Here is a 26,070-nt window from a genome sequence, read left to right as displayed (position 1 = left end):
CCCGAGGGCGCGCCTTCGATTCTGCTTTTCGCGGCGCGCGGCCTCTTTCGTAGCAGGCGACGGCGCTCCGAGCATTCGGGATCACCCTTTGCCACGGGTGGGCGTGCTCGTCGGAGGAATGCGATGCATGTGCACGAAAAGAAGAGAATCGCCCGGGGCGTGAAAGGACGATTCGTGCGGGGATGCCTGGCCCTCTTGGGGCTCGTGGTCTCGGCGAGCTGCGGCGGCGCGCGCCCGACATACGATTACACGACGGAGCTGCGCGTCATGCGGACGTACACCGTCGGCGCCGGGGACGTGCTCGAGGTGCGCGTCTGGCACAACGAACAGCTGAGCCGCAGGGTCACGGTGCGCCCCGACGGTTTCGTGACGCTCCCGCTCGTCGGCGATATCGTTTGTGGTGGAAAGACCGTGGAGCAGATCAGCAAGGAGATCACGGCGAAGGGCCAGCAGTTCTACACGGAGCCGCTCGTCGTCTCCGTCGAGGTCGCGGAGCTGCACAGCTATCGGATTTACGTGCTCGGCGAGGTCACGCGGCCGGGCGAGTTCACGCCGACGGGGCAAGTCACGGTGCTGCAGGCGATCGCGCTCGCCGGTGGATTCACGCGGTTCGCGGCGCCGAACGAGATCGTGATCGTGCGCAAGGACGCGCACGGCGAGCGGCGGATCCCGTTTGCGTTCACGGCCGTCGTGAAAGGCGGCGATCTTCGTGAGAATTTGCCGCTCCTGACGAATGACACCGTTGTCGTACCGTAGCGCACCTGGTCATTCGAGAGTGCACCCCGACGTTCCAGCCGAGGTGCATGATTCCGACAAAAAGCCGTCGTTGTGGGCGAATCGTAGTGAGATTCACCCATTACGGACATTTTTCGGCGTCGACACAGATCGGTATTGACACCAATCACGAAAAAAAGGAAGGTCGGCAATCCCTGGGGTTCCGGGACCCGTCCGCTCCGACCTTTTTTTGTCATCGAGGTGTCAGCCCATGCGTAATCGTCGCCTTGCCACGCTCGCTCCCCTGACGTTCCTCCTCGCCGCCTGCGCCGTGGATGGCCAGGACGTCGAGAATCAGGCCGCTTCGCAGGACGTCTTTGCCAACCGCGACGAGCAGGCGATGAAGCTCGCCGGCGATCTCGGGGTCGAGCGGGTCGCGGAGCGAGAGATCGCCCGGGGCGCCGGCGACCTCAAGGTCGAGCGCGTGCACATCGACCAGGCCGGCGAGGCCGTCACGCGCGTCGCGCAGTCGATCGACGGCATTCCGGTCTTCGCTGCCAACGCCGTCGTCGAGCTCAATCACCGCGGCGAGGTGAAGCAGGTGCACGATTACCTCGAGCGCAACCTGCGCGTCGAGCCGGCCACGATCTCCGAGGCCGAGGCGATCAAGATCGCCTACGGCGCCGTGGACGGCGTGGTCTCGCGCACGAAGAAGGCGGACCTGCAGATCCTGCCGCGCAAGCAGCTCGGCGCGGTCGTGACGCACCGGATCCAGCTCGAGGCGACGAACCACGACGGCACGCCCTCGATGCCCGTGATCTTCGTCGACGCGCGGACGGGCGAGGTCGTGAACAGCTACGACAACCTCCAGACCGCGAAGAACCGCAAGACGTACACGGCGGGCAACAAGACGACCCTGCCCGGCACGCTCGTGCGCTCCGAGGGCCAGGCCGCCGTCTCCGATGCCGTCCTCAACGCCGCGCACGACAACGCGGGCATCACGTACGACTTCTACTTCAACAACTTCGGCCGCGACAGCTACAACGGCTCGGGCGCCACGCTCACGTCGAGCGTTCACTACAGCAACAGCTACGTGAACGCCTACTGGGACGGCACGCAGATGGTGTACGGCGACGGCAACGGCACCGACTCCTCGGCGCTCACGGTGCTCGACGTCGTGGGCCACGAGCTCTCGCACGCGGTCACGGAGTACGGCTCGGGCCTCATCTACCAGAACGAGTCCGGCGCGCTGAACGAGGCGATGTCCGACATCTTCGGCGCCTCGATCGAGGCCTACCGCGACGGCGTGGTCTCGGGCAACACCTGGAAGATCGGCGAGGAGTGCTGGACGCCGGGCACGGCGGGCGACGCGCTCCGCTACATGAATGACCCGGCGATCGCGGGCGATTACGACTACTACCCGACGCGCTACACGGGCACGTCGGACAACGGCGGCGTGCACTGGAACTCGGGCATCGCGAACCTCGCGTTCTACCTCGCGGTCATGGGCGGCTCGCACCCGCGCGGCAAGACGAGCAACGTGGTCGCCCCGCTTTCGTCGAACGCGGTGGAGAGCATCCAGAAGGGCGCGGCGATCTTCTACAAGGCCAACACGTCCTGCCTCGGCGCGAGCGCCAAGTTCAGCGACGCGCGCTCCTGCACGGTCGCCGCGGCGAACGAGCTCTACGGCGCGGCCGCGGCCACGACGATCGGCGACGCCTGGACCGCGGTCGGCGTGGGCGCCGCTCCGACGTACGCGCTGATCGGCCAGGTGAACAGCATCTCGGTCGGCTCGAAGAAGTGGAGCACGGCGTATACGCAGGTGACGCCGGCCGGCTCGAAGGCGCTCAAGATCGAGATCTCCGGCGGCACGGGCGACGCCGACCTCTACGTGCGCTTCGGCAGCGCGCCGACGACGTCGGCCTACACCTGCCGCCCGTACCTCTCGGGCAACAACGAGGTCTGCGAGTTCGTCCCGCCGCAGAGCGGCACGTACTACATCAAGCTCTACGGCTACTCGGCGTCGTCGGGCATCACGCTCAAGACCTACTCCGCGCAGTGAGCGGCGCCGGGCGCGCGTTGCCTGGGCAAAACCTGGGCACGCGCGCCCCCCTTCATTCCACCCCGAAGACCTTCTTCACCTCGTCGACGGGCGTCTCCAGCCACCGCGCGCCCATCTCGTCGTTGCACGAGAGCGTCCGCGAGATCATGCGATCCACGTAGAGCATGCCGCGCAGGTGATCCACCTCGTGCTGCAGGATGCGCGCGGGCCAGCCCCTCGCCTCCCAGCGCAGGGGCTCGCCCTTCTCGTCGAACCCCGTCACCTCCACGGAAAAGTGTCGCTCGACGAGCGCCATGTAGCCCGCGACGGACAGGCAACCCTCGAAGTAGGTCGCCGTCTCCTCGCCGATCACGCGCAGCTCGGGGTTGAAGATGACGGTCAGCGGGAACGGGGCGCGGCCGCGGTCTTCGCGTTGCTCTTTCGTGAGGCGCGCCATGCGGGCGTGATCGTCCTCGAGCACGATCACCTGAAGGCCCACGCCGATCTGCGGGGCGGCGAGGCCCACGCCGGGCGCCTGGCGCATCGCCTCGACCATCTTCTTCACGAGCAGGCGGCTGTCGCGGCTCTTGATCTGATCCCTCTCGACCGGCGCGGCGACGGCGCGGAGGACGGGGTTACCGGCTTGCACGATCCTGGGCTTCGACATCGGGACGCGGGATCGTGCCCTCACCCGCGCGTCGGGCGCAAGGAACCGGCCACGCCGAGCAAACGCGACGCCCCGCGGCCGAGCTTTTCCGCCGCGCGGCTCTTCCACGTCGCTTCGGGCAAACGGGGCGAAGGCTCGGTCCAGGCGAACGCGTCGAGCCACGCCTCCCAGGGCGGCCGCCGGAGCACGCCGCCGAGGTCGAAGAGCGTGAGATCCTCGATGCCCGCCGCGCGCGCGATGGCCACGTCGTCGGCGAGCTCCGTGGCCGAGCGGTACGTCGCCTCGTCGCCGAGCGCGCCCTTCCCCACCGCCCCGAGCGACACGCCCGCCCGCGCCCCGAAGCGCGCCGCGGCGAGGCGGCAAAAAGACGCGAGCAGGGGCCGCACATCGTTGCGGGTCAAAAGGCCACGCGAATAGCCTTCGAGCAACGTGGTGTAGACCATCACGCTCGCATGATCCCAGGGGATGGAGCGGACGGGCGTGCCGAGCCATCGTTCGAGCCCCGACATTTCGTCGTCAAACAGAACGAGCGGGATCACCGCGGCCGAGACGCGGATCGGCGTGGGGACGCGCGCGCGCAGATCCCGCACGAGCGCGCCCAGGATCGCCTCGCCGTGGTCCGGCGGGGGCGCGCTCCTCGCCGGCGGGCTGGGGGGCGCGCGGAACCCGAGCATGCGGCGGAGCCGGTCGATCGGCGGCTCGAGATCGAGGGCGATCTCCTCGGGCAGCGCGGAGGCCCGGTCGAGCTCGTCCACGAGCGCGCGGACGTACGAGGCGAACCGCGCCGCGTTGTCCACGCTCGCCCAGCGCCCGGCCGCGTCCGCGAGCATCGGCCAGACCGCGAAGGAGAGGCCCGCGTCCCTCGCCGCTCGCGCGAGCTGCACGAGATGGGCGCGCGGGCCCGGCTGCGCCGCGACGATGAGCCCGATCTTCCGCTGCGCGAGCGCGGCGAGCACGGCGGGCGACGCGATCTCGGCGTGCGTCACCATCTCGCACCAGATTCGCAGACCTCGCGCGGCCGTCATCCCCTCCGAACCCTCGACCCGGGTGGTGCGGATCGATAAACTCTACGGCCATGAAGATTCTCTACGGGGTGGTCGGCGAGGGCATGGGGCACGCGATGCGGTCGCGCGTGGTGCTCGAGCACCTGGTCGAGCAGGGGCACGAGATCGAGATCATGGCCTCGGGGCGGGCGGCCGAGTTCCTCACGAAGCGGTTCGAAGGCGTGAACAAGATTCACGGCTTCCACATGATCTACGAGGAGAACCGCGTTCGTCGTGGCAAGACGTTCTTCTCGAACGTGACGCAGGGCGCGGCGGGGTTGCCCAAGAACATCGCGGCGTACTTCGAGCTCATCCAGGCGTTCCGCCCCGAGGTCGTGATCAGCGATTTCGAGTCGTGGACCTACCTGTTCGCGAAGACGCACGGGCTGCCCATCCTGTCCGTCGACAACATGCAGATCATCAACCGGTGCACGCACGGGCCCGACATCATCCGCGGCGACGAGGCGGACTTTACCGTGACGCGCCTGTTCATCAAAGGAAAACTGCCGTTCTGCGACCATTACCTCATCACGAGCTTTTTCCGCCCGCCGATCCGCAAGCCGAGGACGACGCTCTATCCGCCGATCCTGCGCCCCGAGATCCTCCGCGCGAACCGGCGCGCGGGCGAGCACCTGCTCGTCTATCAGACCGCCGAGGGAAATGACGCGCTCGCCGATACGCTCCAGAAGACCGGGCTCGAATGCCGCATTTACGGCATGCGCCGCGGCATCCAGGAGGAACAGGTCGAGGGCAACCTCCGGTATCGGCCTTTCAGCGAGGACGGGTTCATCGACGACCTCGCCTCGGCCCGCGCCGTCATCGCGGGCGGCGGCTTCACGCTCATGGGCGAGGCCGTTTTCCTGCACAAACCCATGCTCGCCGTCCCCATCCGCCACCAGTTCGAGCAGGTCCTGAACGCGCGGTACCTCGAGCGCGAAGGGTTCGGCCGCGCGGCGCACTCGCTCGCCGATCCGGCCACGATCCTCGATTTCGTGAAGGTCGTCCCCGCATGCGCGGAGAAGCTCGCGGCGTATTCGCAGAATGGAAACCAGGATCTCTTCGACGGCATCGACGCGCTGCTCGATCGGGCCGCCGCGGGCGTGCTCTCCTGATCAGAAGAAGTAGCGGAAGGCCAGGCGGCCGCCGAGGGCGCGCGCGGGGGGGCGCGGCGTCGTCGTGTCCCCGGCGGCGCGCCTCTCCTGCGTGAAGCCGTACGTCCCGACGAACCCCAGCGTGAGCGCGTCGCGCCCCGTGTAATACACGCCCGCCGCGACGCGCTCGGTCGTGTAGGCCATCGGCGCGCCGCCGAGGAGATCGGCATTCGGGCGATCGAGGCCACGGTTTTCGCCGCGCTCGAGCCCCGCTTCGAGCATCGCTCCCACGGGCGCGATGGGCGCGAGGTCGACCGAGGCCGCGACGGACGCCCCATAGGCGCGCGGCGCCATGCGGGCATCGAGGTTCGGGCCGCCGTGCAGGCGCGTATCGAGCGCCTCGCCCCCGAACGAGGCCTGCATGCCCACGTGCTGCCCGAACGACTTCGCCACGCTTGCGCGCGCGTGGACGCCGAAGCTCCGCTCGTCCACGCGCAGTGCCCCCGCCCCGTCGAAGGTCGTGAACGCGCAGCCGAGATCTCCGGCGCGGAGGCAGCGGATGCGCGCCGGATCTCGCATGGCCGCGTCCGCCTCGCGCATCATGGCGTCCACGAGGCCGGACGGTCGGGCGCGCACCCCGCCGGCCATGATCAGGCCTGCGCGCAGGCCGACCGAGAGGCCGAGCACCTCGCTGTGCAGGACCTCGAAGCCGAGGTGCGGGCGGACGTCGTAGCCCGTGCGGCCGCCATAGAAATAGGTGGACGCCGGGTCGCCGCCGACGGTCATTTGAAATGCCGCGCGCGCCCCGATTTCCGCGCCGCGCACCGGCGCGATTCCGACGGCGAGCCGCTCCTCGAACAGGAAAAGCGTCTGGCCGTCGCGGGCGGGGAGCGGCAGGCGCAAGGGGGCCGTGGGCGTGGCGAAGGCGCCGTCCTGGACGCGGAGGCCCATCGAAGTGTCGATTCCGACGTGGCTGGTCGTGAACGGGCCTTCGAGCAGCACGGGCGGCTGGAATCTGTGGCCTTCGAGGGTGCGCGCCGCGGCCCCGCCGCCGTATCCGCCCTCGGCGCGCACGGTGTTCGCGGCGAGGAGCGCGGCGAGGGCCGCGGCGCAGGCGATCACTTGACGCGGCAGGCCTTGGTGCTGGTGCCCGTCACGCCGTTGCAGGACTCGCTCGCGGCGCAATCCGAGTCCTGCGTGCAGACCTTGAGGCACTGCGGCTCCGGGGCCGTATCGCTCGGTTTTCCGCAGATCGCGTCGTCGACACATTCGTCCGCCGCTCCCTCGGTCTCGCATGGCTCCCCCACCTCTGCCGCGGAGCATGCGAGCAGAACGGTCGTGAAGGAAGCGAGGGCGAGCGCGACGAGGCTATTTTTGATCATGAATGTCTCCTTTCGACAGGGCGGTCAGACTATCGTCCTGGCTCCGTCGCGTGCTCTCCTTTTCTTTCGCGAACCCGCAATTTTCTGGTCACATCGATGACCATCACGCGCGCTCCGCCACCGAAACGAAAGATGGCTGTCCTTCGCGTGAATCATTCAATGATCGTCCGCGCCCGGTGTCGCCCCGCGCGCGTCGGCAATGGGCGCGCGGTGATCCGGCAGAGCGCGTGACCCTACCCCGCGCGGCGGATCCCGCCCGACGGGCGCAGCCGAGGGTGGGGCGGGAGAAACGGAGCGGCCGGGCCAGCACGGACGGACCGGCTTCCGTCAATGGATTGTCGTCGGCGCGGAGGCGGTCGGTCGCGGCTGCATTGGCTCCGACGCACCGCAGCGTCAGCTCGCGCGCGTCTCCGTTGGATCGGGCAAATCCCTACTCTTCACGAATTTGTGACAATTGTCACACTCACGCTGCGGAAGAGCTCGTGGCACGAAAAGAACCGAGGGATCCCGCGAGGAAATCTTTCCCATCCTGGTCGCGTTAAGCTACCCTCCCCGCATTGGAGATCGTCCGACTCTGCCCATTCAGCGTCGCCACCGTGGTGTGGGAAGAGCGCCCTCGGGGCTATCGCCTCACGATCGGGGTGAAGGCGACGTTCACCTTGGCACCGGGCCAGGCGATCCTCGCGCCCAAGCAAGACACGGCTCACGGCGATATCTCCTGGGATCACAACCCGCAGGCGGCGCTCTTCGCGCCGAGTGATTTCGTCCCGTACAAGCCGAAGATCGACGTCGCGTTCTCGGGCCGCGCCTTCGCCCCCGGCGGCATGCCGACCGAGATGCTCGTGCCGCGGCTCCGCGTGGGGCATTTCGAGAAGTCGCTGCGCGTCTGCGGGCCACGCGTGTGGATGCCCGGGCACACGGGCAACCTCCGGCCGAGCACAGCGGAGCGCTTCTCCGCGATCCCGCTCCGCTACGAGCTCGCCGTGATGCAAGGCGAGAACATGAGCGGCATCCCCGCGGGCGCCGGGACCGCAGGCTGGCCCTTGCCGCGCATCGAAACGAGCGAGTCGTGCCCGCCGAACGCGACGCCCGGCTTCGGTCCGCTGCCGATTCGCTGGCGCGCCGAGCACCGCGGCGCCCCGGACGAGGCCGTCACGTTCGCGCGTCGTATACGCACCGAGCACGCGGCGGCGCCCGAGGAGCTCCCCTTTTCGATCTTCAACTGCGCGCCGATCGAGCAGCAGCTCGACGAGCTCGAGGCTGCGCCGAACATCGTGCTCGAGCACCTGACGCGCAAGGCCCCGCGCTTCGAGTCGCGTTTGCCGAACATCCGCCCGCGCGTGTTTTACGCGCACCAGGGCTCGGCGAAGCCGTTCGAGGTCGACCTGCGCCTCGACACGATCTGGATCGACGGCGTGCGCCTCGTGGCCGTCGTGACCTGGCGCGGATCGACGCCGGTGTCCGAGCCCGACGAGCACGCGCTCGGCAGGATCATCGTGGCCTCCGAGAGTCCCGAGATGACCGTGAGCCTCGAAGACGTGGAGTCGCCCCCCGTCGCGCCCGAGGATTCGAGCCCGCGGCCGATCCTGCCGCGTCCGTTCGAGGGCGAGATCGCCGAGGACGAGGGATACACGCTGCTGCCGACCGCCCCCGTGCATGCCTCACCGGTGGAGTCGGCCCCGCTGCCCGTGGAGCCGCTCGCGCTCAGCGGAGGCGGCCTGCCCGCGCGGCCTCGCGACAGCTCGGTGCCGATCCCGCCCTCGGGCGAGCGGCTCATCGAGGATCGCGCGTCATCGAGGTTCATCGTGGACGCGGCCTTCCCCGGGCCGAGCCAGCTCGTCGAGCGCGCCGCGCGCGGGGAGATCGAGGACGAGAGGCCCGCGCACGTCGAGACCTCATGGGAGGCGGACGTTTGGCCCGGCGATACGGCCTCGATGCGGCTCGCGCCCCCGCCCACGCCGAAGAGCGTGCAGAGCAGCGAGCACACCGCGGGCGAAGAGGAAGACGATCCGGCCGACCGCGCGCCCGCGACTGCGCGCACGGGCACGTCGAGCCCGCCGCCGGCCGAGAGCTTCGGCGTGCTCACGGAGCGCGAGTCGATCGTGCCGCCGACGCTGGTGCCGAGCACGCGAAAGACGGGCACGCTCGCGCCGCCGCCCACGTTGCCCGGCGGGGCCCTCGCGGCGAGCGGACGGCTGCTCGACGCGCCGCCCAATACCCAGCGCGCGCCCGCGCCTTTGCCGTGGTCCGAGCCGAAGGGATTCGTGCCCAGCGCGGGAGCAGCCTCCACCACGAGCGTGCCGCCCGCCTCGCCGACGGAGAACGCAGCCTTTTTCGCGGCGGCGTCGACGGTGGCGTCGTCCGGCCCCCTCCAGCCCTCCGCGCCGATCACACCGCCGCCGAGGACCTCGGTCGTATCGGTCGAGACCCCGCGCCCATCGGGCGAGCGTCGCCGGCCCTCGACGTCGAGCATGGCCGCGCCGCTGCTCATGGCCGCAGACCTGCCGCTCGAGAACTGCGCAGCCGTGGCAGCTCGCATCGATCGTCGCCCCGAGGAGCGCGCGCGCATCCTGTCGGAGATGGGTTTGTCCGAGGCGCGCTGGGTGTCGACCGAGCGGACGTGGGTGACCGCAATCCGCGCCGAGACCGAGCAAGGTCGGTGCGAGCTCAGGCTTGCCTACGATCGAGCGTACGTGCAGCAGCTGGAGATCGAGCGAGGCGCGCTGGAGATCGCCGACTACGCGCGGCTGATGTTCTCGGTCGAGCACAGCGACGCCGACGTGGTGCTCGCGGAGCTCGGTCTCGCGCGCGTTTGCCTGGTGCGGATCGAGCGCGTCTGGCAGGAGCGCATGGAAGCCGATCCGGCTTTCCGCGCGCGCGTGCGGGAGGCGCTCGCGTCGGCGCGCAGGGCCTACGCGCGGGTGCAGCCCGAAGGTCGCGGCAGCGCGACCTACGCCGAGGCTGCCACGCCCTCGCGGCCGCGCTCGAGCGATCGATAGTCACGCGACGAAGCGAAGATTGACGCCTCGCCCGCCGGCGCAACGTGAGCTGCGGGAGGCGAAGATGAACGCACCGACCGCGATCCTCGCCGCCGCGAACCTCTTCGCGGCGCAGGTGGTGGAAGAGACGGCCAGGCCCACGACCCGATCGCCATGGTTCTGGGTGGTCCTCTTGGCGATCGCCGTGCTGGCGCTCGCCTGGTACCTCCGGGCAGGGACCATCGGCCGTAGGCCGTAAATTGCATCGACCGCACCGCGGTCGATGCACCAGAGGTCCAGGGCTTGCCCTGGTCCGGGTCCAGGGGTGGACAACCCCTGGTCGGGCCCGGGGTGAAACCCCGGCGCTACGCTACGGCCGCGCGTAGTTCGCGCGCCGACCGGCCCAGGGCGGATCATCCGGCTCGATGCGGACGAGCACGACCGTGATGTTGTCGCGTCCGCCGTTCGCGTTCGCCGCCTCGACGAGGCGCGTGCACGCCTCGGTGAGGATCGCGTTGTCGCGCACGATGAAAGCGATCTCCTCGTCGGAGATGAGGCCGTGCAGGCCGTCCGAGCAGAGGATGAAGACGTCGTTCGGCTCGACGCGCTCGGCGCGGAGATCGACGTCGACCGTGGGGCTGATGCCGAGCGCGCGCGTGATGACGTTCTTCGGCAGGTACTTGAGATCGAGCTCGGTGAGATCGGGCCGCTCGAGCAGCGCGTCCGAGATGAGCGAGTGGTCGCGCGTGAGCTGCTTGAGCTCGTCGCCGCGCAGGCGGTAGCAACGGCTGTCGCCCGCGTGGGCCACGAAGAAGGTGCGATCGTCCGGCGCGTACGCGCCCGCGACGACGGTCGTGCCCATGCCGCGATGCAAGCGCGAGTCGTCGGCGCGCGCGTAGATCTTCGCGTTCGCTTCGAGCACTGCGGCGCGCAAGCGCTGGCCGACGGTGACGTCGGGCTTGCACTCGTTGCGGAAGTACTTGGCGATGGAGCTCGCGGCCATTCGGCTCGCCACCTCGCCGGACTGATGCCCACCCATGCCGTCCGCGACGACGAACACGTTGAACTCCGGCAGAAGGATGAAGCGATCCTCGTTGTGGTGCCGCTGTCTGCCCACGTCGGATAGGCCTGCCGCGACTGATCGCATCCGCCAGGTATTGTACGAACATTTCCTGGCCGACGAACAGGTCCTAAGCTTGCTCCCCATGCTGGAGCTCGTCGTCGACAACCCCTACACCCTCGACGTGGCCGTAAGGCGCCCCCTCGCCGAAGCCGGTGAGGTGGACCAGGCCCTCGACGCCGCCCGGGCCGCCGCCCGGGCCTTCGCCTCCACGCCCGTGAAAGACCGCGTGGCGCTCTGCCTCGCGGCCATCTCCCGCATGGAAGAGCGCGCCGACGCCATCGCAGCCGACATCACGGCCATGATGGGCAAGCCCCTGCGTCAAGCGCGTGGCGAGGTGGGCGGGATGGCCAAGCGCGGAAGGCACATGGCGAGCATCGCCGAGGCATGCCTTGCAGACACGGTCTTGCCGCCCGTGGAGGGTTTCGAGCGGCGGATCGCGCGGGCTCCGCTCGGGGTCGTGTTCAACCTGCCAGCATGGAACTATCCGCTGCTCACGGCCGTGAACGTGGTAATCCCGGCCGTTCTTGCAGGCAACGCGGTGATCCTGAAGCACTCGCCGCGGTCGCCGCTCTGCGGAGAGCACTTCGCCGACGCACTGCGTGATGCGGGGGCGCCGGCCGGGCTCGTCCAGGCGCTGCACTGCGATCACGAGGCGGCAGGGCGCATCGTGGCCGATCCGCGGGTGGATCACGTGGCCTTCACGGGCTCGGTGGCCGGCGGGCACAAGGTGTACGCCGCAGCGGCAGCGGCGCGTTTCGTGGACGTGGGGCTCGAGCTCGGCGGCAAGGACGCGGCCTACGTGGCAGCAGACGCAGACCTCGACAAGGCGATCGAGAACATCGTCGACGGTGCCTGTTACAACGCAGGCCAGAGCTGCTGCGCCGTCGAGCGCGCATACGTGCACCGGAGCCTGTACGAGAAGTTCGTCGAGGGGTGTCTCACCCTCATGAAGACCTATCGTCTCGGCGATCCCATGGCCGCCGAGACGAACATGGGCCCGATCGCACAGCCGCATCACCCAGCGTTCATCCAGAAGCAGATCGACCGCGCCGTCGCCGCCGGCGCGCGTGTTCTCTTGGGAGGCAAACGAACGAGGGTCGACGGCCGCGGGCGCTTCTTCGAGCCCACGCTGCTCGTGAACGTCGATCAACGGATGGACGTGATGCGAATCGAGACGTTCGGCCCCGTGCTGCCCATCGTACCCGTGGACTCGGACGAGGAAGCCGTGGCCTTGGCGAACGACAGCGATCTCGGCCTCACAGCGAGCATCTGGACACGCGATCGAGAACGCGCCGAGCGGCTCGCAAAGCAACTCGAAGTAGGCACTGTCTACATGAACCAGTGCGACACGCTAGACCCCGCCCTGCCCTGGACCGGCGTCAAAGACAGCGGCAAAGGCTCGAGTTTGTCCACGCTCGGCTTCCTGCATCTCACACGGCCAAAGGCGCTGAATTTCAAGCTGTGAGCGCGGAGCGGGGCGTTGCCCCGCACCCCAGCAGGGGGTTGTCCACCCCCTGCACCCCGGACCAAGCGCGGCCTGGACCGGGGGCGGAGAAACCGCGCGATGCGCGGTTTCTCCGACGGGCCCGTGGCAAGACCACGAGCGGGCTTGCCAGCTGAAACAGCAGCGCTGCCCGCCTTCAGCAGACACGTCGGCTTGGCTGGCCAGCCCGTTGCCGGTCTTGCCACGAGCCCGTTCGAAGAACTGCGCATCGCGCAGTTCTTCGACCTTCGGTCCAGGCCGCGCCTGGTCCGGGTCCAGGGGTGGACAACCCCTGGTCGGGTCCGGGGTGAAACCCCGGCGCTACGTTGCCGCCTCGAACTGGTACGTCGCGCGCTCGGCGCCTTCGATCTTCACGACGACGCGGGTCGACTCCAGGTGCACGATGGCGTGTGCGGCGGCGGGACGGCCGGGGGCGTCTTCGTCGAGGTTTTCGATGAGGCTTTGCAGCGTGATGAACGGGATGCCGTCGATCACGTCGAGGTGGTTCCAGTGCAGGTGGCCGTTGAAGACGGCTCGTACGAGGCCGCTTTCGCGCAGGATGGCGCGGAGGGCGCGACGTTCCTCGACGAGACAGATGTGCGGCGCGCCTTCGAACCAGCGGTTGCCGCGGAGGTCTTGGTCGGCTGCGCTGTGGTGCATGAGGACCACGGTTGGGGCGCTTGTGCTGGCGAGATCTTCGCGCAGCCAGCGGAGTTGATCTTCGCCGACGGTCACGTCGCGATCTTTGCGCTCGCGTGTGTGGAGCACGATGAAGTGGAAGCCGCCTCGATCGAACGAGTGGTAGAGGCGATCGAGGTCGGGGCGTTGCCAGACCGAGAGCAGCTCTGCGGGCGCGAGGTGCGCGGTGTCGTGGTTGCCTGCGACGTTCACGAGCTCGGCTTGTGTGCCTCGAAGGAGGTTCACGCAGGCGGTGTAGCGGGCGAGGTCGGCGTCGTGGTCTTCGTCTTCGATGTCGTCGCCGAGGTTCACGACGAGGTCCGGGTGAACGACGTCGTTCATGCGGGCGACGAAGGCCTTGGTGAGGCCGGGGGCGCTGCGCGTCAGCTTGCGCAGCTTGCCTGCGAATCCAGCTTCGGGGCCGAAGTGGAGATCGGTGATCAGGCTGAGCGTGAGCATGCCGAACTCACTTCTTGTCGTGCTTCGAGCCGCCGAGGCAGGGCGGCGACTCGAAGCCGGGGGCGCCTTCGGCGTCGAACTGCGCGGGTGTGAGTGCGCGGAGCGTGAGTGCGTGTAGGCCCGAGCGTAGCTCGTCGGCGAGGGCCGTGTGCACCTTGCGGTGCCGGTCGATGGTGCCGAGGCCTTCGAAGACGGGGCTCACGATGAGCACCTTGAAGTGCGTCTCGGCGCCCTTGGGCACGTTGTGGTTCTTGCTCTCGTTCTCGACCGTGAGGACCACGGGCGCGAGGGCTTCGGAGAGCTTTTGCTCGATTCGCTCTTGGCGCGACACGCGGCGAGCTTAGCCCGGATTTCGCATCCCTCCCATCCCGCTCGGGCCTGGGTTACAAAGGCGCGATGACACGCTTCCCGCATGCTTTCTTCGCGCGCATCCAGCGCGCCTCGGGGCGCTCGCTCGTCCTCTGCGCGGCCCTGCTCGCTGGCTGCACCGACGAGAGCGACGACTCCAGCACGGCGACGACCGAGACCGACCCGCCCACGATCTCCCTCAAGAGCCCCGCGGATGGGGCCTGCATCTCGATTGGCGAGGCGCCCGACGTGCGGATCCCGTTCGTGCTCGAGGTCAAAGCGCTCTTCCTGCGGCCGCCTGGGCTCTGCGGGGCGACGGCGGCGTGTGGGCACCTCGAGCTCTCGGCGAACGGCAAGGTGGTGAACCGTGGATCGGGGACGGTCGTGGAGCTCCCGATGATCGGCGTGGCGGATCGGTACGGCACGTTCGATGTGGAGATCGTCGTCGTGGATGACGCGGGTGAGCCGCTCCAGGGCGGCGAAGGGAGTGTGCTTCGCGTGAACCGGACGATCACGACTGCGCCGTCGTGCGATTCGGGCGGGGGTGCGTGATGCAGGCGCGACGCGAGGGGCCCGGGAAACGAGCCGTGCGCGCGGTCGTCTCCGCGATGGCCTTGATCCTGGCTGCCGGGAGTTGCGTCGCGCCGCCTCCTCCGAAGACGACGGCGACGTCGGGCGTCCGCTGCGACAAGGATGCGCTCGCCACGTGCGAGGGCGCGATCGCAGCGGCTGCGCGGGAAGAGCGGGATCCGACGGCGTTGCTCGATGCGTACGCGGCGGCGCGGGCCGAGCGCGACGCCGCCGACCCGTGGGCGTCGCTCTGGCGTGACGCGAAGTCCGAGCCGAAGATGCGCGGCGCGAAGTCGGTCGTGCTGCGCGAGCAGGATCCTCCGTCGCTGCGGGTCTCCGAGCGCAAAGGTGCTGTGGAAATCCGGACCGGGCCGCTGCCTCGGCCGGCGTCGATCGACGCGGCGGCGCTGCTTGCTGCGATGGGAACGTCGCTCGGCTGGGAGACGATCGCGCGCATCCGCGTCGACGCGAAGACGTTGACGGAGATCTTCCCGAACGATCCGCTCCGTCCTTTCATGGCCGGCTTGCCGCCCGTCGTGCAGGACATCCTTTCGCGGGATCCCGAGGCGGTCCTCGATCTGGATCTGGAGATCGCGCAAGCCGTCCGGCGCACCGCCGAGCATGCCGCGAGCTTCCGCTACGTCGACGCGGCTGGCGAGGCCGAGCGCCTCTCCAAGCTGCTCGATCGACGGAGCGCCGCGAGCGAGCGAAGGCCCTCGCACCCTTCCGAGGATGCCGAGCCCGTGCTCCGCGGCAGGTACTTGCTCACGCTGCTGGAGAGCGCTGGCATCGCGCTCGAACCTCCGGAGGGCGCGTGGAGCTCGCCGTATCCGAACGCGCGCTCGAGCGGGCCTCCGGGGCCGGACACGTTGCGCGACGGCACGCCGTACGGTCACCTCCTGCGTGTCCGGGCCGCGGAGGACGACGGCGCGACCTGGAAGGTGCTCGGCGAGGCCATCCTCGCGGCCGCGCCGGAGGGCAAACGCGAGGGGCTCCGCGCGCTCTTCGGCCCGCAGGAGGCCTGCGTCGCCGCGCCTCCGCCGAGCTTCCAGGGGCCCGACGATCTGGCCTTCGCGTACGCGATGGGTCGCGCGCTCACGCCGTCGCTTTCGCTCGACACGACCCGGAAGAACCTCCTGCCGCTCGCGGCGTGGTTGCCCCGGTACGACGCCTTCGTTCGCGCGGTCGACGACGCCCGCACGACCTGGGCCCACGCCTTCGCGCTCACGCAGCAGCGCGGCGAGCTCTCGGGGATCTCGCTCGCGCAGACGCCCACGTTCCGGCGCGTCTCGACGCTCGTCTCCGCGCACCTCGCCGCGCTCGCGCAGCTCCACCAGGCGCACCCCGATCGCATGCGCTCGATGAGCGTGGTCACGCTCGCGTACGCGCCCGGCCTCGTCGCGGACGCGACGCTGCGGGATGCGCTCGTCGATCTGTTGCGACGCACGATCGAGGAGCGGATCGGGCGCGCGAAGGACGCCTCCGAGGTCTTCGAGGCCGCCTTCACCGGCATCCTGGCCGCGACGGCGTATCCGGCGGCGATCCAGAGCGCGTTTTATTCGGGCCTGCTCGGCGCGTTCCGCAAGAAGCTCGACGGGGATCTCGCCCGCCAGAGCGGCTGGGGCGTGGCCGGGCTCTTCACGGCCGACGCGCTCGTGCGCATGCTGCTCGGCGAGCGCCCCGATCTCGACGCGGCCGCGCTGCGGATCGGGCAGGCCCTCGGTGATCCTTCCGTCGCGCGGCGCCCGCTCGCGCGCCTCGCCGCCAGCGTGGCCCGCTACCTCGCGCTCGGCAGCGCCGGCAAGCTCGACCCCGACGCGGCCGATCCGGCCCGCTTCCCCGCCGATCGCAAGGCCGCGCGTGATGCCCTGCGGGAAGCCATCGCCGGCCTCGGCGAGGGCGCGGAGCCGATGCCCGCGGGCCTGCTCGAGGACGTGGTGACCCTTGGGGATCAAACGATCGCCGCGCTCGCCACGGTCCTCCTCGACAAACCTTCCGGAGCCGAGCCGACGTGCGCCGCGAAGGGCGGGCCGAGCCCCGCGGCGCGCCGTGTCCTCGCGCGGCTCGGTGACGTGCGGAGACGCATCCTCGCGAGCCCTTCGTACGCGAAGGGGGACAGCGCGACGATCCGCCGCGCGAGGTTCGTCGTGACGATCCTGTCGGACGCGATCGACGTCGCGTCGCCCCGGAAGAACAAGGCCGCGCCGTTCACCTTCGTGATCCCGGCGGCCGACGCCGAGCGCGCCTTTTCGGCAGGCCTCGTCGAGTGGGACGAGCGCGCGTTCGCCGACGCGATCACGTCGATCTACGGCCTCGTGCGGACGTACCTCGCCGAGCCGAAGGCGACGTCGATCGACCCGACACGCGTGAAAAATCTCCTCGGCGCGCTCGCCGCGATCTTCCGCGACGAACGCGCGGGCACGCCGGTCGGCCTCCTCGACGCGCTCGCGCGCGCCGCCGAGGTGGAGACCACGCGAGGCGGGCTCGACGCGCTCCTCGTCTCGCTCTCCGGCACCTTGCGCGCCCAGGGCAAGCGCGATCAGGCCGATTTTTGCCTGCTCGGCGGCGTGCTCGTCTCGGTGGCCACGGACAAACCTCCGCCCGACGCGGCCATCACCGCGGCGTCGAGCGGCGCCTCGGAGCTCGGCTGGGCCCTGCGCTTCGCGCGTGAGGTCTTCCGGGCGAGGCACGGCGAGCCGCCGCGGCCGAGCGAGTACGCCGAGGGCATGCGCGGCGCCGTCACGCGCGCCTGCGAGGAGCCCGAGGCCGCGGACGCCGTGGTGGCCGTGATGGAGGCGATCAAGCGCGCGAACACGGGCGACCGCACGAAGGCGCGCGAGGACCTCGACGCGTTCCTCGTGAAGGCCGAGTCGAGCGGGCTCGTGATGCCGCGCATGTCGTATCGCTACGAGGAGAAGACCGTCTCCAAGGTCTTCAACGTGAGCTTCGACGTCTCCTTCGGCGCAGGCCTCCTCGAAAGCTCGTCGACGTTCCAGATGGGCCTCGGCGTGCGCTCGCCCGGCAAACCCGAGGGCTCGTTCGTCGCGCGCCTCGCGCCGATCGCCGGCCCCGAGCGCGACACCGAGGCCGCGCGGTACTACGTGCACGCCGCGGCCATCGACGCCGCGTACCACTTCCTCGACGGGGACACCGAGCGCGGCGCCTCCGCCGCGTCCCGCGCGATCGACGCCGCGATCTTCGGCGCGCGCCTCGGCGGCCGATCCCTCGGCCCGGCCGATCCGAAGACCCTCGCCGCCGACGCGCGCGCGGTCCTCGCCGTGACGGCCGTCCTCGCCGCCGACGCGGGCATGCCCTTGCTCGCGGGCGATCTCTGGTCGCTCGTCCGCGCCACGCTTGAAGGCGACACCGACGACGCGGCGCTTCGAGAAATCCTCTCGACGACGCCCGTCGCCTTCGCCGGCATGCCCGCGGTGAAGCCCGTGCTCGCTCGCGCCGCGCGGGCCCTCGCCGTGCTCGGCGAGCCCCTCGCCTGCACCGAGGAGAAGGTCGAGCTCGGCGGCTTCGAGGCGCCCGCGTGTGACGCTTATCCCCTCGCCCTCTCGCTCCGCGCGGGCGGCGCGCTCCGCAAGCTCCCGCGGATCCGGCGGGGCGACACCGGCAAGGCGTGCGCCGGTCCCCTGCCCGCGCTCGACGCGTTCCTCGGCGGCATGGACCAGAAAAACTACGATCCCGACGCGTTCACCCGCGCCACGCTCGAGCTCGCGTCGGCCGGCCGGGTCTACGACGCCGCCGTCTTGCTCGCGCGCCAGCGCCAGCCGAGCCACTGCAACCCGAGCCTGCTCAGCGCGGCCCGCTCGATCGGCAGGTCGAAGCTCCTCGGCCCGAGCTTGCGGGCCGACACGCTCAGCGTCGCGGTCAATTGCGCCACGCTCGACGACGCCGCGCTCGACGATCTCGCCGCGCTCGACGCGGACACGAGCGCCCTCTCCGATCGCGGCCGCAACCTCTCGGTGCTCGTCTTCGCGACCGAGCTCGGCCTCACCCGCGACCGATGGGACGTGCTGGCCAAGCTCGCGCGGAGCCCCACGTTCGTCTCGCGATGGATCGACACCACGCCGCAGGCGTCGCTCTTCGCCCTCGTCCTCGCGCACGCGGTGGCGATCCTCGCGAAGGAGCCGGCCCTCGCCGAGCCTGCTGCGCGCTCGTACGATCTCTTCTGCGTCACGCTCCCGCCCGCGGACAAGGCTGCCTGCGAGGCCGTGCGCGCCTTGCGGCAGCCGGCGTCGGATCCCGAGGCCCAGGCCAAGCGCGCGCGCGAGGCGGTCTCGGCCGCGCTGCAAAGGATCACGCAGAAGGCGCGGCGATGATATCGTCCGCTCGCTTTTCGGCCCGCCGAGAGGAGACGCTCGCATGACCCAGGCCCAAGACAAACCCCGCCGCGAGGCGGGCATCCTCCTGCACCCGACCTCCCTGCCCGGCCCTTACGGCATGGGGGATCTCGGCGCCTCCGCGCGGCGCTTCCTCGACTGGCTCGCCCAGGCCGGCCTCGGCCTCTGGCAGGTCCTGCCCCTCAACCCGACCAGCAACAACTGCCCCTACGTCTGCTGGTCCGCGTTCGCTGGCAACCCGCTCCTCGTCGACCTCGTCCGGCTGCACGAGGTCGGCCTGCTCGACGCCGCAGACCTCGCGCATGGCTTCACGCCCGCGAGCCTCGTCGACTTCGACGCCGTGCGCGCCTTCAAGGAGCCGCGCCTCGATCGCGCGGCCGAGCGCCTCCTCGCGCAGCCCGAGCACCCGCTCCGCGCGCCGCTCGCCGCGTTCCGCGAGGCCGAGGCCTCGTGGCTCGAAGACTCCGCGCTCTTCTGGCTGCTGTCGCGCAAGAACGGCGGCAAGGCCTGGTGGGACTGGGATCCCGCCTTGCGCGACCGCGAGCCCGCGGCGATCGCGAAGGCCCGCGCCGAGCACGCGCGGGAGCTCGAGCGCGAGATCGCCATCCTGTTTTTCTTCGAGCACCAGTGGAGCGAGCTCCGCGCTTACGCCCATGCGCGCGGTGTGCGGATCGTCGGCGATCTGCCGATCTACGTCGATCGCAACAGCGTCGACGTCTGGGCGCACAGAAACCTCTTCCACCTCGACGAGCTCGGCACACCGCAGACCGTGTCGGGCGTGCCGCCGGACTACTTCAGCGAGACCGGCCAGCTCTGGGGCAACCCGATCTACCGCTGGGATCGCATGGCCGAGGATGACTTCGCCTGGTGGCGCGCTCGCCTCCGTCGCGTCCTCGCGCACACCGACATCGCGCGCATCGATCATTTCCGCGCGTTCGCCGCGTACTGGGAGGTCCCGTTCGGCGCGCCCGATGCGCGCAGCGGGCGCTGGGTGAAGGGCCCGGGGCTCGCGTTTTTCCAGGCGCTCGAGCGTCACGGCAAGATGCCGCTCGTCGCCGAGGATCTCGGCATGATCGACGAGGCCGTCCACGAGCTGCGCCGTGCCGCGGGCCTGCCCGGCATGCGCGTGCTCCAGTTCGCGTTCGGCGGCGACGCCGACAACACGCACCTGCCGCACAACCACGAGCCGGACAACGTCGTCTATCCGGGCACCCACGACAACGACACCACCGTGGGTTTCTGGAACGCGGCCCCGCCGCACGTGCGCTCCCACGTGCAGCGTTACCTCCGCGTGAGCGGCCAGGACATCGCCTGGGACTTCATCCTCGCCGCGTTTGCCTCCACCGCGAACACCGCGATCCTTCCCATGCAGGACGTGCTCTCGCGCGGCAGCGAGGCGCGCATGAACAACCCTGCCACGACCCGCGACAACTGGCGCTTCCTGCTCCACGGCGACGTCTTCCGCCGCGAGACGGCCCTGCACCTGCGCGAGCTCGCCGATCTCTACGGCCGCCTCGCTGCGCCCGTACCTACCGGAGCCGCGCGATGAGCGAGCAATACCGCCTCGCCTCCCCGCAGTGCCCGCTCTGCGGCGGCCTCTTGCAAGAACGCCCGACCCCGGGCGCGGTGGTCGACGTCTGCGCTGACTGCCACGCCGTCTGGATCGACTGGTTCGACGGCGACGTCTCCAGCGTCGCCGCTGCCGTCGAGGTTCGTCCGGCGATGCCACCGTCGCATCCCGGCGCGCGGATCTGCCCGCGTTGCCGCGACACGCTCGCGCCCGAGCACTTGCGCGGGCACGGCCCCGAGATCCTGCGTTGCCCTGGCTGCGCGGGCGTCCTCGTCCCCTCGACCAAGCTCGCCGAAGTCGTGGCCCTCGGCCCCATCGAGGACACCACACCCCCCACGCCGGAAGAGGGCCTCTTCCGGCGCATGCTCAACGCGATCCGCTCGCTCGGGGCTTGAGGCTCGACTCGTTGCATCGACTGCACCGCAGTCGATGCACCTGAGGTCCAGGGCTGGCCCTGGTTCGGGTCCAGGGGCGAACAGCCCCTGGTCGGGTCCGGGGTGAAACCCCGGCGCTACGCTACTTCGGCGGCTGCGTGGGCGGTGCGATCGTCGTCGAGCCTGCGCCCCAGAACACGAGGTCCGACGGGGCGTCTGGGATCGGGATCGCCTTCGTCTCGATACCGCTGCCGCCGGCGTTGAACGCGATCTCGAAGAGCTGGCCTTGGTCCGTGAAGCCGTAGACGATGCCGGCCCAGAACGCGATTCCGAAGACGTCCTGGTAGCCCACCGAGCCCCAGTTCTTCAGCAGCGCACCGGTCTTCGGGTTCACCTCGACCAGACAATCGCTGCAGCTGTTGCCCTTCACCGTGAGGTACGTTCCGCCGCCCTTCACGGACACGATGTCTCCGCTCGACGTGTAGCCGCCGCCGATCGCGCCGACCGTCGTCATCTGCCCGGTCACCGTGTCGATTCGCACGTACGTCGCGCCCTGGTAGCCGACGAGCGCTTCTGCGTTGTCGTCGAGCGTGCCGGCTGGCACGAACGAGAGCGAGTTCGGGTAGCTGCCCGTCGCGATCTCCGTGCACTTCGCCGTTGCCTTGTCGACCCAGTAGAGCGCGCCGAACGTCGTCGCGATGATCTTCGAGTCCTTGTCGATGGCCAGGTCGATGACACCGGAACAACCCTGGAACTCGCCGACGACCGTCACCTGCTTCGAGTACGGCTCGAGCTTGTAGAGCGTGTCGGCGCTGTGGCCGAACACTTCGCCGGGCACCTCCGGGTCGGGTGTGCCGCCGTCGGTCGGGAAGTTGAACCCGCCGTCGCCGCCCTGCCCGGCCGATCCTCCCTGCCCGCCTTGCCCGGCTGAGCCTCCTTGCCCTTGCCCGGCTTCGCCGCCTTCTCCTCCGCCGCCGCGGATGGCGCCGCCTGTGTCGGCTGCGCAGCCGACCACCAGCGCCGTAGCGGCGATCACGCCGAACCAGAAAGGAAGCAAGGAGGCTCTTCGCATGGGTAAAACTCCAGGAATTCGGCGTCCTTCGCGGACGCCCATCCAGGATCCGAGGAGACCAGACCCCCTCCCGGGCGTCAAGGCGCGCTCCTGGACACTGTTTCCTGAGCGATCCGGACACAACCGGCGGGAAGTGGCCCGGGTATTGTGGATGGCCTTGCATTCGGTAATGTGACGGAAACTAGGGATCACTTCCCTCGGTCCACGCCGGAGGCTCCAGACATGCTTCGCCGATCGCGACTTCTTTCTCTTTCTTTCCCCACCATCACGCTCGCCTTGCTCTGCGGCGCTGCCGGCTGCAGCGACCCCGCCCCGAACACGACTGGCGGCATCGCGCAGGGCGGCGCCGGCGGGACCGGCGGCGTCGGCGGGATGGGCGGCGACGGCGGCGGCGGGACGGGCGGCGTCGGTGGCCAGGGCGGTGGTGGCCAGGGTGGCACCGGCGGTATGTCCGGCTGCACCATCGGCACCACGCAGACGTGTTACTCCGGGCCCGACGGCACGCAGGACGTTGGCCCCTGCAAGGCTGGCGTGCAGACGTGCGAGCCGAACGGCGAGTTTGGCGCGTGCGTCGACGAGGTCGTCCCCGCGGCCGAGACGTGCAACGGCGTCGATGACGACTGCGATGGCAACGTCGACGACGATCCGAGCTGCGTCTGCGTCCCGGGCGACATGATGGACTGCTACGACGGACCGTCCGGCACGGCCGGCATGGGCGTCTGCGTGATGGGCAAGGCGACCTGCCAGCCCGACGGCCAGTCCTACGGCGCGTGCGTCGGGCAGGTCCTGCCCTCGGCCGAGGTCTGCAACATGCAGGACGACGACTGCGACGGCGCGCCGGACGACGGCATCGGCTGCGCCTGCGCGCCGGGTACCAGCATCGTTTGTTACACCGGACCCGACAACACGAACGGCGTCGGCGTGTGCATGGCCGGCTCCCAGACCTGCCTCCCGGATGGTACGGGCTACGGCCCCTGCACGGGGGAGGTCCTGCCGTCGCTCGACAACTGCGCCTCGGCTGCGGACGAGGACTGCAGCGGCGCGGCGCTCGCGTGCACGGGCAACCACGTCGCGAGCAAGGTGTTTGGCAACGTCTCGAACCAGGTCGGCATGGACGTCGCGGTCGACGCCCAGGGCAACGTCTACACGATCGGCCACTTCGAGGGCGCGCTCGACTTCGGCGGCGCCATTGGCACGCTCACGAGCGCGGGCGGCTTCGACGTCCTCATCGCGAAGTACGACGCGATGGGCAACGTCCTCTGGGCGAAGAAGTATGGCAACGCCTCGAACCAGGTCGGCAACGGCATCGCGGTCGACGGCGCGGGCAACGTGTACGTCACGGGCTCGTTCCAGGGCTCGATCAACTTCGGCGGGGGCCCCCTCACGAGCGCGGGCGGCGACGATCTCTACGCCGCCAAGCTCGACACGAACGGCAACTACGTCAACGGTTCTTCCTGGCAGCGCGCCGTCGGCAACACCGTGACCCAGCAGGGCACGGACATCGCGGTCGACGCGACCGGCGCGGCCTTCGTGACCGGCCAGTTTTCGGGCGACGTCACCTTCGGCGGCCTCAATTTGACGAACGTGGAGGGGCTCGACGCGATGCTCCTCAAGCTCTCGAACACCGGCACCCCGGTCTTCGCCAAGGTTCTGGGCGGCGCGGGCACGCAGTTCGGCTACGAGGTCGCGGTGGGCTCGGACGGCGACGTGACGTTCGTCGGCGCCTTCCAGAACACCATCACCATCGGCGGCAGCACGCTCACGAGCGCGGGCGACTACGACATCGCGGTGGCTCGGTTCGACAACGCCGGCGGGTTCAAGTGGAGCAAGGGCTTCGGCGACGCCGCGAACCAGCGCGCGTTCGCCGTGGCCGTCGATCCCACCAATGGCGACGTCGTCCTCACGGGCGAGTTTGCCGGCTCGTTCTCGTTCGGCGGCGCCACGCTCACCTGCACGGACGGCACGGCCAACGTCGACGGGTACATCGCGAAGCTCGACGCCACGGGCAACCACGTCTGGAGCAAGAAGTTCGGCAACCTGAGCGCGCAGCGCGGCCAGGGCCTCGCGGTCGACGTCTTCGGCAACATCGTGGTGACGGGCGAGTTCTTCAACCAGGTCGACTTCGGCGGCGGCCCGGCCGTGAGCGCGGGCGGGCGCGACGTCTTCGTGGCCAAGCTCAACCCGGCTGGCGCGCCGCTCTGGCTGCGCCGGTACGGCAGCGGCATGATGACGAACCAGTCGGGCGAGGCCGTCGCGATCGACCCGCTGACGAACACGTGGGTGACGGGCTCGTTCGAAAACATCATCGATTTCGGCGGCGGCCCCTTCACCTCCGCCGGCGGAACCGACATGTTCCTCGCGAAGCTCGCTCCCTGATCGAATGGTTCCCTCCGGGGGTTCGCTCCGGCGGACCCCCTTTCCCCCCCGAGACCATGCACCCTCTTCACGATATTCACGTCGTCCCGTCCACCGTCGACCAGTTCGTCCCTGCGGTCATCGAGATCCCGCGTGGATCCAAGCTCAAGTACGAGCTCGACAAGCGCACGGGGCTGCTCATGCTCGACCGTGTCCTCTATTCGTCGGTCCACTACCCTGCGAATTACGGGTTCATCCCGCAGACGCACGCGGGCGACGGCGATGCGCTCGACATCCTCGTCTTGATGCAGGAGCCCGTGCATCCGCTGACCATCGTGCGCGCCCGGCCCGTCGGTGGGTTTCGCATGCGGGACGACAAGGGCGTCGACGACAAGATCATCGCCGTCGCGATCGACGATCCTGCGTATGCCCATTACGCGGAGGCGACGGAGCTCCCGCCGCACGTCCTCGCCGAGATCCGGCGATTCTTTCAGGACTACAAGATCCTCGAAGGCAAGATCAGCGAGGTCGACGACCTCTACGCGCGCAAGCGCGCGCTCGAGGTGATCGCCGAGTCGCTCGCGACCTACCGGAAGGACGCGGCCTGGGGCAAACCCTGAAATGAAAAAGGGGTCCCGGCGCGGGCCAGGACCCCTTTTTCCTCCCGCGGCTTCTGTCAGCCGATCACTTGTTGCCCTTGCCGCCGCCGCCGCCGCCGCCGCTGCCCGGGGCGCCGTAGAGCGCGGCCGCGCCTGCCTTGTCCTGGCTCGTCAGGTTGAGCGCCCAGGAGTTCGTCCCATTGCACTGCGGGTAGTGCATGACGGAGCTCGAATCGTACGGCGTGAGGGCGCGCCAGTTGTTGTCCTCGAAGCAGGCGCCCGCCTCGGGGCGCGTGTGCTCGTGCCGGAAGCCGAGCGTGTGGCCGAGCTCGTGGCGCAGGACGCCGTCGAGCGAGATGCCTTGCGTCGTGAAGGCCGTGTTGTCGATGAGCACGTTGCGACCGCTGCGGCTCGTGTTCGGGAAGAACGCGCGCGCGAGGTATTGCCCGCCCACGTTCACCGGGCGAACGTCGAAGATCACGTTCTTGTTCTGCGCCGAGCAGTTCGCGTCCTGATCGCTCTTGTGGACGAAATTCACGTTCGCCGAGCCTTCCCAGGCGCTCGTGGCCGTGTTCATCGCATTCACGACGGCGCTGTAGCGGCTGCCGAAGCCCGTGCTGATGCAATACGTGATGTTCAGCGCCGTCGTCGAATCCCATTTCACGTCGCCGCCGCCCGAGGTCATGACCGCGAGCGCGCCCTCTTGCACGTGCTCGAGGTAAAACGCTTCGAGCTCGGCTTCGCTGAACATCGGCGTATCGCCGTCGACGATGTACACGCCGGTGTCCGGCTCCTGATAGGCGTTCGCCTTGAACTCCTCCCAGGTGATTCCCATCCCGACGTTCTCGAGGTCCTCCGGCTCACCCGACTCGGCGACGCAGCCGGTCGCGAGAGCCGCGGAGAGGGCGAGCAATCCGTAGACGAGACCAAGCTTCTTCATGGGCGACGACTCCTTGTTCCGATTCGTGACCATCCCGGACAGGGGCGAATGTCTACCAGGATCGGAAAGGCGCGTCGATATGGTAACTTTTATGACCGGAACTCGAAAATGTCCGGTCCGAGTGTCGTCCTCAGGCAGAGAAAAAAGGCGCGCTGGTGACCGGGCTTGCCACCTTGTCTCCTCGAACCCTGCACCCTAACTCCTCGGATGCCACGGAACGTTCGGCGCTCCTCG

At 69.5% G+C, this 26,070-nt stretch carries 21 protein-coding genes; 12 read left to right on the top strand and 9 right to left on the bottom strand.

Annotation, left to right across the window (positions count from 1 at the left end; all coding sequences use genetic code 11):
• Positions 1-159: 159 nt before the first annotated feature.
• Both QHF85_RS11840 and QHF85_RS11835 read left to right on the top strand, forming a co-directional pair.
• Entirely contained in the window at positions 160-756 is a 597-nt protein-coding gene (locus QHF85_RS11840; RefSeq protein ID WP_281327244.1) for a polysaccharide biosynthesis/export family protein, read from the top strand.
• Between the two features lie 229 nt (positions 757-985).
• Positions 986-2,776 (top strand): M4 family metallopeptidase, encoded by a 1,791-nt coding sequence (locus QHF85_RS11835; RefSeq protein ID WP_281327243.1) that lies wholly within the window; start codon positions 986-988, stop codon positions 2,774-2,776.
• Between the two features lie 52 nt (positions 2,777-2,828).
• On the opposite strand, the gene def is transcribed toward QHF85_RS11835, so the two are convergent.
• The gene (gene def, locus QHF85_RS11830; protein WP_281327242.1) at positions 2,829-3,422 is read right to left on the bottom strand and encodes a peptide deformylase; all 594 of its coding nucleotides are present in this window, start codon (positions 3,420-3,422) and stop codon (positions 2,829-2,831) included.
• A 20-nt stretch (positions 3,423-3,442) separates the two neighbouring features.
• Positions 3,443-4,447, bottom strand: a complete 1,005-nt coding sequence (locus tag QHF85_RS11825; protein ID WP_281327241.1) for a hypothetical protein — start codon at positions 4,445-4,447, stop codon at positions 3,443-3,445.
• A 50-nt stretch (positions 4,448-4,497) separates the two neighbouring features.
• Here QHF85_RS11825 and QHF85_RS11820 point away from each other — a divergent pair, with 50 nt between their 5' ends.
• Positions 4,498-5,577 (top strand): glycosyltransferase family protein, encoded by a 1,080-nt coding sequence (locus QHF85_RS11820; protein ID WP_281327240.1) that lies wholly within the window; start codon positions 4,498-4,500, stop codon positions 5,575-5,577.
• Here the strand turns inward: QHF85_RS11820 and QHF85_RS11815 are convergent, their stop codons facing one another.
• A complete protein-coding gene (locus tag QHF85_RS11815) occupies positions 5,578-6,678 on the bottom strand; it encodes a hypothetical protein (protein ID WP_281327239.1) in 1,101 nt (366 codons plus the stop codon).
• The gene (locus QHF85_RS11810) at positions 6,675-6,938 is read right to left on the bottom strand and encodes a hypothetical protein (RefSeq protein WP_281327238.1); all 264 of its coding nucleotides are present in this window, start codon (positions 6,936-6,938) and stop codon (positions 6,675-6,677) included. Before QHF85_RS11810 ends, QHF85_RS11815 begins: the two co-directional genes overlap by 4 nt.
• A 557-nt stretch (positions 6,939-7,495) precedes the next feature.
• Between QHF85_RS11810 and QHF85_RS11805 the strand changes: the two genes are divergently transcribed.
• Together QHF85_RS11805 and QHF85_RS11800 are read left to right on the top strand one after the other, a co-directional pair.
• Positions 7,496-9,937, top strand: a complete 2,442-nt coding sequence (locus QHF85_RS11805; protein ID WP_281327237.1) for a DUF2169 domain-containing protein — start codon at positions 7,496-7,498, stop codon at positions 9,935-9,937.
• Positions 9,938-10,001: 64 nt separating this feature from the next.
• Entirely contained in the window at positions 10,002-10,175 is a 174-nt protein-coding gene (locus tag QHF85_RS11800; RefSeq protein ID WP_281327236.1) for a hypothetical protein, read from the top strand.
• A 111-nt stretch (positions 10,176-10,286) separates the two neighbouring features.
• On the opposite strand, the gene QHF85_RS11795 is transcribed toward QHF85_RS11800, so the two are convergent.
• Positions 10,287-11,063 (bottom strand): Stp1/IreP family PP2C-type Ser/Thr phosphatase, encoded by a 777-nt coding sequence (locus tag QHF85_RS11795; RefSeq protein WP_281327235.1) that lies wholly within the window; start codon positions 11,061-11,063, stop codon positions 10,287-10,289.
• 58 nt (positions 11,064-11,121) lie between these two features.
• Here QHF85_RS11795 and QHF85_RS11790 point away from each other — a divergent pair, with 58 nt between their 5' ends.
• Complete coding sequence (locus QHF85_RS11790; RefSeq protein WP_281327234.1) at positions 11,122-12,504, top strand: aldehyde dehydrogenase family protein; 1,383 nt, start codon at positions 11,122-11,124, stop codon at positions 12,502-12,504.
• A gap of 339 nt (positions 12,505-12,843) precedes the next feature.
• On the opposite strand, the gene QHF85_RS11785 is transcribed toward QHF85_RS11790, so the two are convergent.
• On the bottom strand, positions 12,844-13,659 hold the full coding sequence (locus QHF85_RS11785; RefSeq protein WP_281327233.1) for a metallophosphoesterase: 816 nt from the start codon (positions 13,657-13,659) through the stop codon (positions 12,844-12,846).
• Positions 13,660-13,666: 7 nt separating this feature from the next.
• Positions 13,667-13,990 carry a BolA family protein gene (locus QHF85_RS11780; protein WP_281327232.1) on the bottom strand — a complete coding sequence of 108 codons (324 nt, stop codon included), beginning with the start codon at positions 13,988-13,990 and terminating at the stop codon, positions 13,667-13,669.
• A 65-nt stretch (positions 13,991-14,055) separates the two neighbouring features.
• On the opposite strand from QHF85_RS11780, the gene QHF85_RS11775 reads away from it, so the two are divergent.
• Genes QHF85_RS11775 through QHF85_RS11760 form a run of 4 tightly spaced genes read left to right on the top strand, consistent with a single transcriptional unit; the run spans position 14,056 to position 20,891 of the window.
• Complete coding sequence (locus tag QHF85_RS11775) at positions 14,056-14,559, top strand: hypothetical protein (RefSeq protein WP_281327231.1); 504 nt, start codon at positions 14,056-14,058, stop codon at positions 14,557-14,559.
• Positions 14,559-18,905, top strand: a complete 4,347-nt coding sequence (locus QHF85_RS11770; protein WP_281327230.1) for a hypothetical protein — start codon at positions 14,559-14,561, stop codon at positions 18,903-18,905. Before QHF85_RS11775 ends, QHF85_RS11770 begins: the two co-directional genes overlap by 1 nt.
• 43 nt (positions 18,906-18,948) lie before the next feature.
• Positions 18,949-20,475, top strand: a complete 1,527-nt coding sequence (gene malQ / locus QHF85_RS11765; RefSeq protein WP_281327229.1) for a 4-alpha-glucanotransferase — start codon at positions 18,949-18,951, stop codon at positions 20,473-20,475.
• The gene (locus QHF85_RS11760; protein ID WP_281327228.1) at positions 20,472-20,891 is read left to right on the top strand and encodes a zf-TFIIB domain-containing protein; all 420 of its coding nucleotides are present in this window, start codon (positions 20,472-20,474) and stop codon (positions 20,889-20,891) included. The genes malQ and QHF85_RS11760 overlap by 4 nt, the downstream gene beginning before the upstream one ends.
• Positions 20,892-21,012: 121 nt before the next feature.
• Here the strand turns inward: QHF85_RS11760 and QHF85_RS11755 are convergent, their stop codons facing one another.
• The gene (locus QHF85_RS11755) at positions 21,013-21,942 is read right to left on the bottom strand and encodes a hypothetical protein (RefSeq protein WP_281327227.1); all 930 of its coding nucleotides are present in this window, start codon (positions 21,940-21,942) and stop codon (positions 21,013-21,015) included.
• Between the two features lie 222 nt (positions 21,943-22,164).
• Between QHF85_RS11755 and QHF85_RS11750 the strand changes: the two genes are divergently transcribed.
• Positions 22,165-24,318 (top strand): SBBP repeat-containing protein, encoded by a 2,154-nt coding sequence (locus tag QHF85_RS11750; RefSeq protein WP_281327226.1) that lies wholly within the window; start codon positions 22,165-22,167, stop codon positions 24,316-24,318.
• A 56-nt stretch (positions 24,319-24,374) separates the two neighbouring features.
• A complete protein-coding gene (locus QHF85_RS11745) occupies positions 24,375-24,917 on the top strand; it encodes an inorganic diphosphatase (RefSeq protein WP_281327225.1) in 543 nt (180 codons plus the stop codon).
• Positions 24,918-24,981: 64 nt separating this feature from the next.
• On the opposite strand, the gene QHF85_RS11740 is transcribed toward QHF85_RS11745, so the two are convergent.
• On the bottom strand, positions 24,982-25,836 hold the full coding sequence (locus QHF85_RS11740; protein ID WP_281327224.1) for a M57 family metalloprotease: 855 nt from the start codon (positions 25,834-25,836) through the stop codon (positions 24,982-24,984).
• Between the last annotated feature and the right edge of the window lie 234 nt (positions 25,837-26,070).

The organism is Polyangium sp. 6x1 (assembly GCF_029946515.1).
In the GTDB taxonomy this organism is placed as follows: domain Bacteria; phylum Myxococcota_A; class Polyangia; order Polyangiales; family Polyangiaceae; genus Polyangium.
This window is presented reverse-complemented; position numbering and strand designations above follow the sequence as displayed.